At 43.3% G+C, this 16245-nt stretch carries 14 protein-coding genes; 11 read left to right on the forward strand and 3 right to left on the reverse strand.

Annotation, left to right across the window (positions count from 1 at the left end; translation table 11 throughout):
- Positions 1-38 precede the first annotated feature (38 nt).
- Complete coding sequence (locus tag EGC82_RS01355; protein ID WP_244212518.1) at positions 39-1625, reverse strand: ZIP family metal transporter; 1587 nt, start codon at positions 1623-1625, stop codon at positions 39-41.
- 318 nt (positions 1626-1943) lie between these two features.
- On the opposite strand from EGC82_RS01355, the gene EGC82_RS01360 reads away from it, so the two are divergent.
- From EGC82_RS01360 to EGC82_RS01370, 3 genes are all read left to right on the forward strand, one after another.
- On the forward strand, positions 1944-2540 hold the full coding sequence (locus EGC82_RS01360; protein WP_124729178.1) for a YhgN family NAAT transporter: 597 nt from the start codon (positions 1944-1946) through the stop codon (positions 2538-2540).
- 252 nt (positions 2541-2792) lie between these two features.
- Positions 2793-3110 (forward strand): hypothetical protein, encoded by a 318-nt coding sequence (locus EGC82_RS01365; protein ID WP_124729179.1) that lies wholly within the window; start codon positions 2793-2795, stop codon positions 3108-3110.
- The gene (locus EGC82_RS01370) at positions 3110-5959 is read left to right on the forward strand and encodes an immune inhibitor A domain-containing protein (RefSeq protein ID WP_124729180.1); all 2850 of its coding nucleotides are present in this window, start codon (positions 3110-3112) and stop codon (positions 5957-5959) included. The genes EGC82_RS01365 and EGC82_RS01370 overlap by 1 nt, the downstream gene beginning before the upstream one ends.
- A gap of 89 nt (positions 5960-6048) precedes the next feature.
- On the opposite strand, the gene EGC82_RS01375 is transcribed toward EGC82_RS01370, so the two are convergent.
- On the reverse strand, positions 6049-6663 hold the full coding sequence (locus tag EGC82_RS01375; protein WP_124729181.1) for a chorismate--pyruvate lyase family protein: 615 nt from the start codon (positions 6661-6663) through the stop codon (positions 6049-6051).
- Between the two features lie 128 nt (positions 6664-6791).
- Between EGC82_RS01375 and EGC82_RS01380 the strand changes: the two genes are divergently transcribed.
- Both EGC82_RS01380 and rlmF read left to right on the forward strand, forming a co-directional pair.
- Positions 6792-7193: a flagellar basal body-associated protein FliL gene (locus EGC82_RS01380; RefSeq protein WP_124729182.1), complete on the forward strand. Its 402-nt coding sequence runs from the start codon at positions 6792-6794 to the stop codon at positions 7191-7193.
- Entirely contained in the window at positions 7193-8275 is a 1083-nt protein-coding gene (gene rlmF / locus EGC82_RS01385) for a 23S rRNA (adenine(1618)-N(6))-methyltransferase RlmF (protein WP_124729183.1), read from the forward strand. Before EGC82_RS01380 ends, rlmF begins: the two co-directional genes overlap by 1 nt.
- Here rlmF and EGC82_RS01390 read toward each other — a convergent pair.
- The gene (locus tag EGC82_RS01390; RefSeq protein ID WP_124729184.1) at positions 8272-9126 is read right to left on the reverse strand and encodes a formate dehydrogenase accessory sulfurtransferase FdhD; all 855 of its coding nucleotides are present in this window, start codon (positions 9124-9126) and stop codon (positions 8272-8274) included. The two genes, rlmF and EGC82_RS01390, sit on opposite strands and share 4 nt — an antisense overlap.
- Before the next feature lie 346 nt (positions 9127-9472).
- Between EGC82_RS01390 and EGC82_RS01395 the strand changes: the two genes are divergently transcribed.
- The 6 genes from EGC82_RS01395 to EGC82_RS01420 all read left to right on the forward strand — a co-directional run bounded on the left by EGC82_RS01395 (position 9473) and on the right by EGC82_RS01420 (position 16233).
- Complete coding sequence (locus tag EGC82_RS01395) at positions 9473-9940, forward strand: DUF3305 domain-containing protein (RefSeq protein ID WP_124732529.1); 468 nt, start codon at positions 9473-9475, stop codon at positions 9938-9940.
- Positions 9937-10608, forward strand: coding sequence for a DUF3306 domain-containing protein (locus EGC82_RS01400; RefSeq protein ID WP_124729185.1), 672 nt, complete (start codon positions 9937-9939; stop codon positions 10606-10608). The genes EGC82_RS01395 and EGC82_RS01400 overlap by 4 nt, the downstream gene beginning before the upstream one ends.
- A gap of 155 nt (positions 10609-10763) precedes the next feature.
- Positions 10764-12443, forward strand: a complete 1680-nt coding sequence (locus EGC82_RS01405; protein ID WP_124729186.1) for a 4Fe-4S binding protein — start codon at positions 10764-10766, stop codon at positions 12441-12443.
- Between the two features lie 10 nt (positions 12444-12453).
- Positions 12454-13119: a TorD/DmsD family molecular chaperone gene (locus tag EGC82_RS01410; RefSeq protein WP_124729187.1), complete on the forward strand. Its 666-nt coding sequence runs from the start codon at positions 12454-12456 to the stop codon at positions 13117-13119.
- 50 nt (positions 13120-13169) lie between these two features.
- Positions 13170-13367 (forward strand): formate dehydrogenase, encoded by a 198-nt coding sequence (locus tag EGC82_RS01415; protein ID WP_124729188.1) that lies wholly within the window; start codon positions 13170-13172, stop codon positions 13365-13367.
- 16 nt (positions 13368-13383) lie between these two features.
- Entirely contained in the window at positions 13384-16233 is a 2850-nt protein-coding gene (locus EGC82_RS01420) for a formate dehydrogenase subunit alpha (protein WP_124732530.1), read from the forward strand.
- Positions 16234-16245 lie beyond the last annotated feature (12 nt).

Below are 16245 nucleotides of genomic sequence, written 5' to 3' on the forward strand. Positions count from 1 at the left end.
ATCGACACCGCCATCGTAACCTAATAAATCGATTATGATTAATGATGATGCTTATGTGTCGAAGCTGACTCGTGATGATGTGCAGCTTTGGTGTCTGAATGACGGCCGTGGTCATGGCTATGTGGTGCTGATTTTAGGTTGATCATCAAACGGCTTAAAAATTTACGCGGGCCAAGTCGAAGTAAGCTGGCTCCAAACAATAAAACGATAGCCACTAAACCAACAATATTGGCTGACTCAGGCAGGTGTAATGTAAATGCTGAGCTCAGAGTGAGCTGATCTGCCGCGATTAATCCTAGCAGTAAAATGCCACCTAACATTAGCCCTTGTTTCCAATTCATTAGCTTCAATTGACCAATGCTAAGCACCGGTGCTGCCAATAAGGTAAACGCCACTGCAATTTGGCTCCAACCACTGTAAGCCAAAGCCAGTGCTAAAATTACCGTACCTAAATTACAAAAGCGCATCGGTAAAAACACTAACAGTAAAATAAACACTTGCAATGCCGGGTTTGCTAATGGCACTGATGGATGACCAATAAGGTTTGCTAATACTAAGCTAAGAATAATCCACGGTGCACTGCGGTCGACTAATTGGCTAAAACCAAAACGCCATGGCGACTCAGATAACGTTGGGTGCGGGTCGGTTATATCCACTTTGGTCAGGGTCATTAGTGCCCCAATAGCTAATAGTCCCAATATTTGGTAAAGCGCAAACCAAGGACCCAATAGTAGTAAGGTAATTAACAATGCTTCAGGTCCGGCTAAACGCTGTAACCAACGTAATCCTAGGGAAGGATGAGATGGTCGTAATCCAGATGCAAATCGAGCGGTGGCGATAAAGTAACTGCCTAATAGGATCGGAGAAATAGTCAGTAACCAACTAACGAATTGCTCTGAACCATGGTCTTTATGAGCGTGTTCATGGCCGCCAGTATCCATTAGCAGTAACAGGGCTAATAATCCTAAACCTAATAGGCTGCCAATGCCTGCTTGGTATTGATATTGACCTTGCTTATCTTCTTGTTGGTGGCCATGTGGTTGATGCAATACAACGTGCAAAATGGAACCGGTAACAAAAGCTTGCAAGTAAACCGTGTTTTCAAGACTTAATTGAGTTAACAAATGTTCGCCAGCAAAGTAGCCGACGCTGGTTAATACCATCATCGCAGCTAAAACGGCGCTAGCCCATCGAGTGCCGACTTGAGGTTTGAGTAACCACCAAATGGCAACACCAACAGGTAGGCGGTGCATGATCACGCCTAAGGCTAGAAGTGTCGAATTGCCTTCTTGCTGTGCCAATACCATCGCTCCACCGTCCGTAATGGTGTGCAGTAATAGTCCGCCAATGCCCAATGTAAGGGTAATATTATGAGTTATTTCGGAATATCGATGAAACAGCTTTTCACTGGCAGTAGGTCCCCAAACACCCAGCATGACAAAAAATAGTGTGACAACCCCGCCATGTTCTAATAGTTCAGGCAAAATATGGATAAGCACTAATCCGCCTAGGGAGACGAAAATAAAGCCATCTAAACCCTTTTGAAGTCCGCTACCTGATGAGAAGAAGCGGTAAAAAAGTGGCCCAAACAGTAATGCAACACAGCTAGCGATTAGATAGAGCATGTTATCCAGAAATTAATCGAAAAAAACAACGCAGTATATCATTTTAAACCAATATTGTAGCGTGTGAATATCTCAAGCTGAAAAATTTACCTACAAAGAATGGATTATGTCGTTCGAGTTAATGACGGTAAGATTAAAAAAGGTTTTTAGATCATTACGTTGGTAACAGTAAGATGGTTGTTTATGATACGTCCTTGTGGACGGTTATCAAGGTAACCCGTCGTGTAATTGGCAATAAATTGGCTGTTTACATCGCTTATATTATGGCGTTGGGTATACAATGCAGGCCATATTTTGTTAATTAAAAGATTGTTGTCCATGGATATTTTTTCTGCAGCCGTCATGTTGTTCTTGATTATGGATCCCCTAGGTAATTTACCTATATTCGCTTCTATATTGCGACATATTGATCCTAAAAAACGCCGTAAAGTCTTAATCCGTGAATTGTTATTTGCGTTGGTTATCATGTTGTCGTTTTTGTATGCCGGTGAAGCTATTCTTAACTTTCTGAACTTACGTTCTGAATCCGTTAGCATTGCGGGCGGCATTATCTTGTTCTTAATCGCGATTAAAATGATCTTCCCATCACCGGGTGGCGTAGCTGGATTAGCCGCTGGTGAAGAGCCTTTTATTGTTCCGATGGCGATTCCGTTAATGGCTGGCCCATCTATTTTAGCCGCATTGATATTATTGGCGCATACCGATAGCAGTCGTATGACAGATTGGACTATTGCGTTGGTCTCTGCGTGGGGCATGAGTGCGGTTATTTTAATGTTCTATAAGTTGTTTACTCGGATACTCGGTGAAAAAGGCTTAATAGCGGTAGAGCGCTTAATGGGGATGGTATTGGTGATGATATCGGTGCAAATGTTACTTGATGGGATATCTAATTATATTAACTTTACCGTGAGTTAAGCTCAGCTTTAGCTGTAGATATTGTTTGAGACAACCACTGTTTGGAATATTAAAAACTGGCCGGTTCTCATCGAACTAATGGACATTATAAGCCGACTCGAATGAGTCGGCTTTTGTTTTTAGTGCAGGATTAATCATCTGTTGTATTAATTTTTAAGCGAACGGATATATTTACATTAAAGAATGTCTAATTTAATTGTAACCCATAGGTTGCAGCTGTTAATGTCATGTGATTATTGGTCGGGGTGAATTATGAAATACATTATCGTCATGCTGGGACTGGCTTTTATGACCTTACAGGGTTGTCAAAATCCGTCGGCGGCTTCAAAAATAGACGAGCAAGCTGCCACTGTAGTGGTAACTAAACCGTTAATTAAAGATTGTGGTCCCAGTGCCATGCCTCCTTTACGCGATAGAACTAAATTAACTGAAAACCTGCGAACTAAAGGGTTAATTAGCGCCGATATGGATCAAGCACAAATAGATAAAGTTGTTGCTGATTACATCACTAAACGCCAAAAAGCATTTGAAAAGTGCCACAAGCCAACACCAAATACAGGTAAGCAATAATGAGTAAGTTGACTAAATATCAAGGGTTAGGTGTTGCAACGTTATTGCTTGCATGCAGCAGTATGGCAGCAAATGCTGCTCCACAAACCGGCACTCCAGCCGATGGTGGATTGATTAATCAACAGCAAGTACTGTACTGGTTAATTAAACGTGGTGAGGTCTCAGCAGACGCCAGTGATGATGAAAAAAAAGCCGCTGTAGATGCATTTGTTAGCCGTGGTCGTGATACCGCATTTAAACCCGCGGCTATTGAAGTTAAAGCCGAGCAATTACGTATTAAGCGCTCAGAGCAAAAAAATACTAAAAGTGCTCAATATGTTGCTGCCAAGAATAAAGTATCAGCCGATCAAGATATTACCAAAACGGTAAAAGTTTTAGCTGTTTTGGTCGATTTCCCTGATTTACCTCATGACGCCAATCAACTAGCCGCTGGTGATACCGACATGTATTACAGCAGTTATCCAGTCTCACATTACCAACAGTTACTGTTTTCACAAAATGGTTTTAAAGGTCCAAGCAATCAAACGCTACAATCGGCTTATCAGTATTTTCAAGCGGTATCGGGTAACAGTTTCTATTTTACCGGTGAAGTAAGAGATTGGGTTACTGCAGATAATAACGCCGCATACTATGGCGGTAATAATGCAGATGAAGACGATAATGCAGTACCTGAGCTAGTTAAAGAGGCCGTCACTAAAGCAGTAGTGGGTATGACCGATGCAGAACTAGCCAGTTATGATATTGAAGACCCTTTCGATATCGATGGCGATGGTAATTATGATGAAGCCGACGGCATTATTGATCATGTTATGCTGTTTCACTCGAGCATAGGTGAAGAAGCTGGTGGAGGAGTATTGGCTGACGAAGCTATTTGGTCACACCGTTTTTATGTCGACTCAAACACCAATGGCTATGTTCTTCCTGGCCGTGGTGGCTTGAAGGTATTTGGCTATACCGTACAACCTATCGATTCTGCTGCTGGAGTCTGTACTCACGAGTTTGGTCATGATTTAGGTTTACCAGATGAATATGACACCACTAATAGTGGCGATGGTTCACCTGTTGGCTCTTGGTCGCTGATGTCTGGTGGTAGCTGGACGGGGAGTATTGCAGGGGCTCAACCGAGTGGTTTTAGCCCATATGCTAAATCTTTCTTACAACAAAAATACAAAGGTAAGTGGGTTAATGAGCAGCACATATCACTGGCTAACTTAACCAATGGCGGCACCACTGTAAAGCTTAATCATGCGGTTAATACTGATGCGACAAACCAGTTGTCAATTGCGATTCCTGCAGAGAAAATCGCTTTTAAAGCACCATTAACGGGTCAATATCAGTACTATTCAGGTCAAGGTAATATGATCAATAATGCTATGTCATTTGATGTGTCATTACCCTTAAATACGCCGTTAGCATTATCATTTCAAGCCCATTGGGATATTGAAGAAGATTATGATTATGTACAGGTATTAGTTGATAGCGTCGCAGTAGAAGGTAACTACACCAACGGGACTAATTCTGTTTATCCAACGGTAAAAAACTTTATTAGTGGCAAGTCGAGTGACATTAGTTCTGCATCGGGTGTTGATGCTTGGGTGAACATGAGCTTTAACTTGAGTGCCTACGCGGGCCGAGATGTACAAATCAGTGTGGTATACAAAACCGATGAGGCCGTAGGCGATTACGGTATGGCAATTGATGATATTCAATTAACTAACCAAGGCGCCGCATTTTATATTGATGGCGCAGAAGTTAATGGCTCAGCAACCTTGTCAGGGTTTAGCCGTATTGAAGAGAGTCTTCCAGGTAAAGCGAGACGTTACATTGTGCAATTACGCAGCCATCAAGGTGTCGATGCTGGGCTGGCTTATGACAAATATGAACCAGGAGTACTGTTGTGGTTAGAAAACTCTAATCAAATCGATAATAATGTGTCAGATCATCCAGGAAAAGGCTTAATCGGTGTGGTTGATGCAGACCAAAACTTAATTAGAGGTCAGTCGACGGACGTACAGATTCGCGATGCAGCATTCAGTTTATACGCTCAAAGCGCTTATAGTGGTGACAGTCATTTAGCGGCAGAGTCATTGTTTGATGACAGCCGCGATTACAGCGCGCCGTTAAAACCGCAAGCCGGAATGCTATTGCCAGAACTTGGTTTAACCATGCAAGTAACCGAGCAAGCCAGCGATAGCAGTACTGCAACCGTTGAACTCACCTTGTCTGATAACAGTGTATTGCCACCCGTTACTCTAATGGCCGAGATTAATGCGCAAGCTAGTGGTGCAGATGTCAGCTTTAATGTGGTTGTCATTGGCGGTAATGATTACAGCTACGCATGGTCGTTTGGGGTAAATAGTGCCACGAGTAGTGATGCGGCGCCACGTTTCACTTACCCGACATCGGGTGACTATGTTGTCAATGTGCTAGTCACCGACGCAGCAGGTAATACTGTTACCGCGACTGACACTGTACGCGTAGTTATTCAGCCAGTAGCGGCATTTACCTTGTACCAAACTGACTTAACGGTAACGCTAACAAATACCTCTAATCAAGGTTTCGGTAATTTGACTTATCTATGGGACTTTGGTGACAGCAGCACCAGCATAGCCGAAAATCCAAGCCATACTTATAAAGAGGCAGGTACTTATACTATTAAGTTAGTAACAACTGACTCTGTTGGTAATGAAGTTACTGCCAACCAAGCAATCACTGTATCGACGCCAATAGTGGCTGTGACTACACCAACCACAACAACCACAACAGACAGTGGTAGTGGCGGAGGTAGTTTTGGTTGGTTAAGCGTATTAATGCTCGGTCTACTAGGCTATCAGCGCAAACGAGTTTAATCTTTCGTAGCAAACAACAGAAACGCCCATAAGGGCGTTTTTTATTTTGGCTACAGAGTCAGGTTTTCGAGACCGGATTTGCATTAATGTTAAATGCTTTGGTTGATGTATTCGACCGCAGCAGGCAGAAAAATTTCGCTGACAATAAGTTGTGAACCATGCATATTAAAGTAGCGACGACGGCCCCATAAACGGCTCTTAACCTGTTGATTTAAGCTGTTAGCTAACGCAGCTAATCGGCCGCAGGTTTCAAACTGGGCGACTTCAATATCACCGGGCGTTATGTCTGGGCTACTAAACAATAGCTCGCCTAAAGGCCGAGTCCCAAGGCGAGTAAAGTCATTTTGTTGATTACAATTTTGTTTATCATCAGCATTTCGATTATCAAGGGATTGAGAGCCTAAAATAGTTTGTGGGATTAATGTTCGGGCAAATACCCATGGGATACCGTCAAGGCACAATAGTACTTCACGGATCCAAACAGGATCTATTTGAGCAGGAAATTCATGAGCTAGAGGTTCAAGTAAGTGCTCGCCTAACACCTTTACTTCAAAGTGTTTACAGTGTGTCTTGAGGCGTTTGGTTAAACTTCCTGTTGCTAGTAACCACTCTTTAAGTTGGCTATGGGGCAAGGAATCTATTTTTTGTGGCGAAAACCAATGAATTGATTCACCATAAGGAAAGCTAATACTGGTCACGTTCATCTAAAACTCGTTACAATATATCTCAACGGCAATAGTCTATCATGTCAAAGATGAGCAAACACTCCTGAGGGAGTGACCAATATGGCTTATTTTAATTAACGTTCTACATCGACGGAGTTTATCTCACTATGAAAAAATTGGTTTCAACGTTAGTTATGCTGTGTTGTTTGGCATTGAATGCCCATGCTGCAGACGAGCCTGCTGTCGAAGATTATGCTTATTATGGTTTTGAGCCAGATATTGTGACTAACTATATTTCTAACCGTAAAAAGTTAGGTTTTGTTAAAATCAGTGTTGAATTGATGGTAAAAGACCCTAATGATTTAATGAGCTTAGAGCATCACGATCCTTTATTACGCTCAGCCATAGTGGAAATTTTAGGTAATCAGTCGGAAGAAAAGGTTAAATCCTTATCTGGACGTGAGGAGATTCGTCGTGAATGCTATGAGACGGTGAATCGACTAATGGAGCAAGAAGTCGGTCGCTCTATTGTGGTGAACTTATTATTTACTAAATATTTATACGATTAATGACTCGGTCAACAACGCCTCCGATGCGGGCCAAGCATAGTAGTGCTAAGCGCTCGCCAAGCCGATCAGTGGTTAACCGTAATCCGATATCAGTAAAGGCCAGTAAGCCCGCACTATCAAAAGCATTGCATCCACGTAATGCGCACCAACAAGGTTATGACTTTACAGCACTTATAAATGCAATGCCTGCGCTGGCGGCTTTTGTGCGGCCAAATCCTTACGGTAACCTTTCTATCGATTTTGCCGATCCTAAAGCAGTAAAAAGCCTCAACATGGCCTTACTGTTGAGTGAGTATCATATTAGCGGTTGGGATATTCCCGAAGGGTATTTATGTCCACCAGTACCTGGTCGAGTCGATTATTTGCATTATATTGCAGACTTATTGGCTGTTAACGGCAAAGTGGTTAAAGGGGCCAGTATTCGTGGCTTAGATATTGGCACCGGTGCCAATGGTATTTATCCGCTACTTGGTATTCAAAGCTATGGTTGGCAATTTGTGGCGTCGGATATTGATCCTGTCTCTATCAATAATGTGGCCAATATTGCCCAGCAAAACACAAAGATTGCAAATCATTTGCAGCTCAGATTACAGCGGTATCCTGAGTCTATTTTCAAAGGTATTATTATCGCAGATGAACGGTTTGATGTCAGCTTGTGTAACCCACCATTTCATCGCTCACTCGCTGATGCATCAGTAGGCTCATTACGTAAAGTTACCAATTTAGCTAAAAGCCAGCAGAAAAAGCATGGTCAACAATCAAGTAAGCTAGCTGAAAGCCACATTAAGCCTACGCTTAATTTTGGTGGTCAAAAAGCTGAGTTATGGTGTGATGGAGGCGAGCATCAATTTTTGGCCAACATGATCAAGCAAAGCCGTGACTATGCTAGCCAAGTGTTATGGTTTACCTCATTAGTATCAAAGTCAGAAAACCTTAAGCATTGTTACCAATTACTCAAACAGGTAAACGCAATTGAGGTAAAAACTATTGAGATGACACAAGGTAATAAAGCGACCCGTATTTTAGCCTGGAGTTTTTTAACCCCTGCATTACGCCAACAATGGGCTACATTACGGCGTTAATCTTTCATTGCATCAAACTCAATGGTTTCACTGCCGTGATACACTAAAAAATGTCGTCCTTTTGCACGAGCTATTATGGTAATACCCATTTGTTGGGCCAAGTCTAAGCCCATTTGAGTTACGCCACTGCGCGATAGTAATACAGGTATGCCCATCTTGGCGACTTTGATGACCATTTCCGATGTTAACCTGCCTGTAGTGTAGAAAATTTTATCACTTCCAGATTGCTCATCTAACCACATATCACCTGCCAAAGTATCAACAGCGTTATGGCGACCAACATCCTCAACAAAGGCTAATATTTTCTCGTTTTGGCATATACCACAACCATGCACTGCACCAGCATTTTTATAGGTTTCATTGTAAGCATTAATATTGCTTAGTAAGGCATAAATAGTCGATTGTTTTAAAGATGGAATGGGTAAATCTATTTCATCTAAACCTTGTAAAAACCCTCCGTAAACAGTGCCTTGCCCGCAACCTGATGTGACAGTTTTTTCAGCTAACTTTTGCTCAATATCTTCAGAAACTTCTTTGGTTATTACCGCCGCTGAGCTGACTTCCCAATCAACAATAACTGATTCTAATAAGCTTAACTCACTAATAAAGCCTTGGTTTTTTAAATAACCAAGAGTCAATGACTCTGGTTTTGCACCTAACGTCATTAAGGTTACGATAGGGCGCCAATTTAAATACACCGTTAATGGCCGTTCACAGGCAACAAACTTATCAACTACCTGGCCTTGTTCGTTTACTGCTTTGACTGCAATAGTTAATGGTACCTGAGTATTGGTTTTAACAAACTTTATTGCTTTGCGCGTTAAAGATGTGGTTGAAACAGATTGAGTCATAAACGGGCTAGCCTCTTAATGGGTTTTCATTGATGGAAGAGATCGGCAGTGTTTGCCTGCTTCAATACCTAACGATCATAGCAATTATTATTCCTTAAACTGAAAACAACTTGCCTAAGCGTGATCTGACGCAAATCTTGATAAATTCAATATTTTTGGCGTGTATTTATGTCCCACCTAAAATTGCACTGTGGACATAATGTCCTATCCTTATGAAGGATTTCGGGATCTAGTTCAAAGTTAATTTTACTTTTTAGTTGGCATCATTTTTGCTTTTACTTTAATAATAAACAAATCAATCAAGTGTATTTTAATGCACATATTCATGTCAGAGGTAAGCATTACCATGCAACACACCGACACGATTTGGCCAATGTATGTTTCATTGAAAAAAGTTCAAACCCAAGTAGGGCGCTGGACATCTATTCGCTGGGAACTGGACCAAATGGTTCCAGCAACAGAGTTGCAACCAGACAATTCTGTTTTGGTGCCACTGGAATTGTACAAAGATCAACGTGGTAGTTATCGCATCAATCTCGATATGGATAATGCAACGTTGTTCATTGTGTGCGACGAATTGATTGATGGCACATGGGTGCCTGCGATGATCTCTGCCGACCAACACGTGAGTGCCGGTTGCCTAGAGTCAGATACACCAGTGCTCAATATTCCAATGCCTAGCGCCATTGCCTGTTGGATAGAGGCATTCATCACTCGTCACGGCGAAGTGGAAATCAGTGCTCATAGACGCAAGCATGTTAACCGCCGTAAAAATGAAGGGCCGAGCGCGAATCGCTCTGGAAATATGCAATGAGCGATAAAGCAGAAGGTCTTCTTAACCGTTGGGAAATTAGGCGTCAGCGGGTTGCTGAAGAGGCTCAGCAAGAAGAGTTATTGCAGCTGGCACAAGAAAAGCCCGATGACTACAACATACTTACGGCTGAATCACCTCAAGACGTTAGCGAAATTGATGCGGATGAGGTGGCAGAGCCAGAAGCATTACCAGACCCAAATACCATTGAAGTCGGTGGCAGTTTTGCCCGCTTTATGGCCAAAAGTGTCGACCCAACTACTAAAGCTGCTGCGCTACGAGCATTATGGAAACAGCCGCAATATGGTCATATCGATGGGCTGCTTGAATATGCATTGGATTATACCAATCAACCGTTATTGTCAGCGGATGTATCCGCCGAGTTGGCCAGTAAAGTGTTTCGATATGTCATTGAAAAAGAAAAGCCTGAGCCAGAATTAGACGCGGACTTAGCGCCAACTGACTTAGCCGATTCAGCTGAATTCGCACCAAACGAATTAGCATCAAACGAATTAGCCGAACAAACCGACTCGATAGCCGAAGAGGACTCAATCGATTTAGCCGATAATGATGCAACAACGACTGCGGCGTTATCTCCAGCAGAACAACCGCTTTACCAGAATGATGATCTGCTAAAGCAAGCTATCGCCAGTGATGAGGCGAAAGCATAATAACGACACCGTCACCAGATGTATGTGACACAAATAAAAGTCGTTAGTTACAGAATTAGAACAAGTGAATGTCAATTGATGACGTGCAATAAGCGTGAACAGTGAAATGAGCTATCACTGTTAATGAGGTATAAAAACCGATAATTGGGAACGCAATGAGTATAAGAAAAAACCAGCCACAGCTAAAACAAGCACGACAACAGGTGATGGCCAGTACGCAGATTTTGCAAAATTTAATTCCGCCCACTGTTAGCTATACCACCCAGGGGCATGTGCTCATTATTGGGCCTGAAGATCTGGCGCGTTTAGCTGCGGACAAATTGTCCACAATGGCAAGCCGAGTGATTTTAGCCAATGAAGCGATCACTAGCCAAGATGAAACCCACCTTGAAGCAGTGATGAATGCGGCCGCTGATGTTGAAAGTTACTACAATAAATTAACGAGTGTTAAAGGGTTTTTAGGCCAATTTCAGGTTAAAGTTGAAGGCGAAAGCGGCATTACAGAGTTAAGTGTGGTTGCTATTCGCCAAGCACATTTTGATATTGTGCTCGATTTAAGCCACAGTCCTTGCATTAATCTTGAAATGCTTCCTCCAGGTTACTTTTATGTTGGCCAAGACGCGGCGTTACTTGCCGATGCCATTGCCAACATTCCAGACCTAATCGGTGAGTTTGATAAACCGCGCTATGTTCGGGTTAACAGTGATATTTGCGCCCATGACAAACACGGCTTAAACGGCTGTAACCGATGTTTAAACTTTTGCCCTGCCGATGCGATTAGCAGCGTAGCGCACAAAATTGAAATTGACCCTTATCTTTGTCATGGCGCTGGTAGTTGTACTAATGCATGCCCAACAGGGGCGCTAAGCTATGATTTACCAACCCCATCATCACTGCATACTTACCTTGAAAAATTGGTCAGCCGCTATCGCCAAGAAGCCCAAACTGCCCCAGTGATATTATTTCATGACAATGAAGCTGGTGCCGAATGGATTACGGATCAGTTAAGCGGTGACGTATTACCTGTCGCAATGGAAGAAATCACTGTTGCGAGTATTGATCATTGGTTAGCAGTCTTAGCCAATGGTGCCCGCGAAGTGTTAATTCTGCAAACGCCTGCTACAGCACCAACATTATTGCAAATGCTTAAAGGTGAGTCAGCATTAGCCAATCGTATTCTTGATCAAATGGGTCAACCACAACGGATCCGCTTAATTACCCCATCAGAGCTAAGCCAATTAGATGATGCACTCGCGGTGAGTTTAGCGTGGCCAGTGATTATGCCAATGGTCTTAGATGCTATTGAACCCAATACCAATGTAAAACGCAGTATCGTGTTTCAAGCGATTGACCATCTTAATAGCCAAGCCGCAGCTGTTGATGATGTGTTAGCGATGGCTAATATTCCATACGGCATGGTTAGCATTAACAGCGACAAATGCACCTTGTGTATGTCATGTGTAGCAACATGTCCTACCCAAGCATTGAAAGATGGTGGCAACGCTCCAGCCCTTAAGTTTGTTGAGCAAGATTGTGTCCAATGTGGGTTGTGTGAAGCCGCGTGTCCTGAAAACGTGATTAGCTTAATACCTCAAATCAACTTCAATCAGTCTGCAAGGCAACAAGTTCAAGTCTTAAAGCAAGAGCCTGCATTTGAGTGTATTCGATGTGGCAGTGAATTTGCTACCCAATCCATGGTACGCAAAATAATTGAGATGGTGGGTGAACATAGCGCGTTTAGTGGCAATATTGAGCGTTTGAAAATGTGTGGCGATTGCCGTGTAAAAGACATGTTTGAAGACATCCTTGACGATCCAGAAAAGCAATTGCAATAAGAGATCTCCTATGACCGAAACAGGAAGACAAGTAAGTGAGAATGATCAGTTAAGAGCCGATATATATCAGTTACTGGCTGCGTTATTACGCCGCCAACCAAGTGCTGAATTATTAACGTTCTTAGCAGGTTTAGAGGTAGAGGCCGAGGATGGTAATACCATGAGTCAAGCATGGAATGCGTTAAAACTCGCAGCACAAAACAGTGATACCAACATCCTGGAAGATGAATACTTTGCCATTTTCTTAGGCGTTGGCAGTGGCGAAATAATGCCTTATGGCAGTTGGTTTATGACCGGATCGTTAATGGATAAACCGTTAGCGGCATTACGCAGCGACCTGATGCAACTTGGTTTTGAACGTGAAGAGAACGTTAAAGAACCAGAAGATCATGTTGCCGCATTATGTGAAGTGATGGGCTGCTTAATTTTAGAAGCACCAGGTTACCGTCAGTTAGCGTTTTATCAACGTCATATAGGCAGCTGGATTTTGCGTTTTTGTGATAATTTAGCCAAAACGCCTAGTGCCATTTTCTACCAAAGTGTGGCGCAACTAGCTAAAGCGTTTTTTATCGCTGAAGCCAATGAATTTGAACAACTGAGTTTAGATATTCCGGTGAATTGTCCAGGTAGTGCTGACTTAGATCCGCTTGAACAAGACGCTGTACAAATTAACTAAACCGGGTGATGGCTTATTTAACCTCACCTTTTTATTAACAAGGAGACAATATGAACAAGCAAGCTTCCGACATGGGTCGCCGCCAAATGCTAAAAGCATTAGCGCTCGGCAGTGCGGTAGGTGCTGTGGCCAGTGTCAGTGCACCCGCACTTGCTCAAGTCACTAAACCGTCTACACAAGAGCCTTCGGGCAGTAACTATCGCGAAACTGAGCATATTCGTAATTACTATGCATCGTTAAGCAAATAACAAAGGAGAGTGTGTGATGCGATTAACCCGCAAAACAGACACGGCCACCAAAGCTGAAAAGTCAGGCCTAGGTCTTAACCGACGTCAATTCCTCAAGTCTGCCAGTTTGGCGACCGGTGGTATTGCAGCGGCTTCAATGCTTGGCGCAGGTATGATGCGTAAAGCAGAAGCTAAAGATGTTCCCCATGATGCACCAACCGAAATAAAACGGACGATTTGTTCACACTGTTCAGTAGGGTGTGGAGTGTATGCTGAAGTTCAAAATGGCGTATGGACAGGGCAAGAGCCTGCGTTCGATCATCCATTTAACCAAGGCGGCCATTGTGCTAAAGGCGCAGCACTGCGTGAACATGGTCATGGTGAAAAACGCTTAAAGTATCCAATGAAGTTAGAAGGCGGTAAGTGGAAACGTCTATCATGGGATCAAGCTATTAATGAAGTGGGCGACAAAATGGAGTCGATTCGTCAAGAGTCTGGTCCTGATTCTGTTTACTTTATGGGTAGCGCTAAGTTTTCCAACGAACAAGCTTATATGTATCGCAAATTAGCAGCAATGTGGGGCACTAACAACGTCGATCACTCTGCTCGTATTTGTCACTCTACCACGGTAGCCGGTGTTGCAAACACTTGGGGCTACGGTGCGCAAACTAACTCGTTTAACGACATCCGCAATTCAAAATGCATGATGTTTATTGGGTCTAACCCATGTGAAGCTCACCCAGTGGCGATGCAACACATTTTGATTGGTAAAGAACGCGGTGCCAAAATCATCGTAGTTGATCCACGTTTTACCCGTACAGCGGCTAAGTCTGATGAATATGTCCATATTCGTCCAGGTACTGACATTCCATTTATTTATGGTCTGTTATGGCACATTTTCGAAAACGGCTGGCAAGATGATTCATTCATTTCTCAACGTGTATACGGCATGGAACGTATCAAAGAAGAAGTGAAAAAATACACCCCTGAAGAAGTCGAACACATCGCTGGTGTGCCAAAAGCACAAATGTACCGTGTCGCTAAAATGATGGCAGAAACCAAGCCCGGCACTGTCGTATGGTGTATGGGGGGGACTCAGCATCACATTGGTAATGCTAACACTCGTGCTTACTGTATTTTACAGCTTGCCCTTGGCAACATGGGTATAGAAGGCGGCGGAACTAACATTTTCCGTGGTCACGATAACGTACAGGGTGCGACTGACTTTGGTTTGTTATTTGATAACTTACCAGGCTACTACGGCTTAACGTCTGGCGCATGGGACCATTGGGCTAATGTGTGGGACCTTGAACCAAAGTGGATCACCGAGCGTTTTGACCAAGGTGAATACTTAGGCCAATCTCCACAAACATCTGCGGGTATTCCTTGTTCTCGTTGGCATGATGGTGTGTTAGAAGACAAAACCAAGATTGCTCAACGAGACAATATTCGTCTGGGGTTCTTTTGGGGTCAGTCTGTTAACACCGAAACTCGTGGTCGTGAAATCCGTGAAGCACTGAATAAAATGGATACCATTGTGGTCGTTGATCCATTCCCAACCATGGCGGGTGTTATGCACGAACGCCAAGATGGAGTGTATTTATTACCTGCGGCAACTCAGTTTGAAACCTACGGTTCGGTTTCGGCCTCCAACCGTTCACTGCAGTGGCGTACGCAAGTTATCGAACCATTATTTGAGTCATTACCTGATCACACCATCATGTATAAACTGGCCAAAAAATGGGGCGTTGCGGACCAATTCTGTAAGCACATCAAGGTTAATGGCGATGAGCCATTAGTGGAAGACATTACCCGTGAATTTAACACTGGTATGTGGACTATTGGTTATACAGGGCAAAGCCCTGAGCGCTTGAAAATGCACCAAGAAAACTGGGGCACCTTCGACGTTAATTCACTTGAAGCACCTGGCGGCCCAGCTAAAGGCGAAACCTATGGTTTACCTTGGCCATGTTGGGGTACACCAGAAAACAAGCACCCAGGCACGCAAATCTTGTATCGCACTGGACGTGAAGTGAAAGACGGTGGTGGTAACTTCCGCGCGCGTTATGGTGTGGAGCACGAAGGCAATAACATTCTTGCTGAAGGCTCTTTCTCTAAAGGATCTGAAATTGAAGATGGTTACCCAGAGTTTACTGCCGACATGCTTAAGCAGCTTGGCTGGTGGGACGACCTAACAGCTGAAGAAAAAGTCAAAGCTGAAGGTAAAAACTGGAAAACTGATATCTCTGGCGGTATTCAACGTGTGGCAATTAAGCATGGTTGTATTCCTTACGGTAACGCTAAAGCGCGTTGTATTGTGTGGAACTTCCCTGACGACATTCCATTACATCGCGAACCGTTATACACCCCTCGTCGTGACTTAGTGGCTAAATACCCTACTTATGAAGACCGTATGGTGGCTCGTCTACCAACGCTTTATAAAACCATTCAAGACAAGGATTTTGCTACCGACTATCCACTAGCAGTAACAACCGGACGCTTGGTTGAATACGAAGGTGGTGGTGAAGAAACCCGTTGTAACCCATGGCTTGCAGAACTACAGCAAGAAATGTTTATCGAGATCAACCCAGCAGATGCTGCAGATCGCGGTTTACGTGATGGTGATGACGTATTTGTTCACAGTCCAGAAGGTGCCAAAATTACCGTTAAGGCAATGGTGACACCACGTGTTATTGCAGGTGAATGTTTTATGCCGTACCACTTTGCAGGCGTATTTGAAGGCAAGAGTTTAGCCAAAAACTACCCTGAAGGAACAGTGCCTTATGTGATTGGCGAATCTGCCAATACCGTAATGACCTATGGTTATGATGTCGTAACGCAAATGCAAGAGACCAAGTCTAGCTTGTGTCAAATAAGCAAAGCCTAAACACTTGATGAG

The sequence above is a fragment of the Shewanella livingstonensis genome (assembly GCF_003855395.1).
Lineage (GTDB): Bacteria > Pseudomonadota > Gammaproteobacteria > Enterobacterales > Shewanellaceae > Shewanella > Shewanella livingstonensis.

Bases quoted from the DNA above. Each gene is read 5' to 3' on its own strand.
- EGC82_RS01355 (WP_244212518.1), bottom strand. From the start codon at position 1,625: ATGCTCTATCTAATCGCTAGCTGTGTTGCATTACTGTTTGGGCCACTT.
- EGC82_RS01360 (WP_124729178.1), top strand. From the start codon at position 1,944: ATGGATATTTTTTCTGCAGCCGTCATGTTGTTCTTGATTATGGATCCC.
- EGC82_RS01365 (WP_124729179.1), top strand. From the start codon at position 2,793: ATGAAATACATTATCGTCATGCTGGGACTGGCTTTTATGACCTTACAG.
- EGC82_RS01370 (WP_124729180.1), top strand. From the start codon at position 3,110: ATGAGTAAGTTGACTAAATATCAAGGGTTAGGTGTTGCAACGTTATTG.
- EGC82_RS01375 (WP_124729181.1), bottom strand. From the start codon at position 6,663: ATGAACGTGACCAGTATTAGCTTTCCTTATGGTGAATCAATTCATTGG.
- EGC82_RS01380 (WP_124729182.1), top strand. From the start codon at position 6,792: ATGAAAAAATTGGTTTCAACGTTAGTTATGCTGTGTTGTTTGGCATTG.
- rlmF (WP_124729183.1), top strand. From the start codon at position 7,193: ATGACTCGGTCAACAACGCCTCCGATGCGGGCCAAGCATAGTAGTGCT.
- EGC82_RS01390 (WP_124729184.1), bottom strand. From the start codon at position 9,126: ATGACTCAATCTGTTTCAACCACATCTTTAACGCGCAAAGCAATAAAG.
- EGC82_RS01395 (WP_124732529.1), top strand. From the start codon at position 9,473: ATGCAACACACCGACACGATTTGGCCAATGTATGTTTCATTGAAAAAA.
- EGC82_RS01400 (WP_124729185.1), top strand. From the start codon at position 9,937: ATGAGCGATAAAGCAGAAGGTCTTCTTAACCGTTGGGAAATTAGGCGT.
- EGC82_RS01405 (WP_124729186.1), top strand. From the start codon at position 10,764: ATGAGTATAAGAAAAAACCAGCCACAGCTAAAACAAGCACGACAACAG.
- EGC82_RS01410 (WP_124729187.1), top strand. From the start codon at position 12,454: ATGACCGAAACAGGAAGACAAGTAAGTGAGAATGATCAGTTAAGAGCC.
- EGC82_RS01415 (WP_124729188.1), top strand. From the start codon at position 13,170: ATGAACAAGCAAGCTTCCGACATGGGTCGCCGCCAAATGCTAAAAGCA.
- EGC82_RS01420 (WP_124732530.1), top strand. From the start codon at position 13,384: ATGCGATTAACCCGCAAAACAGACACGGCCACCAAAGCTGAAAAGTCA.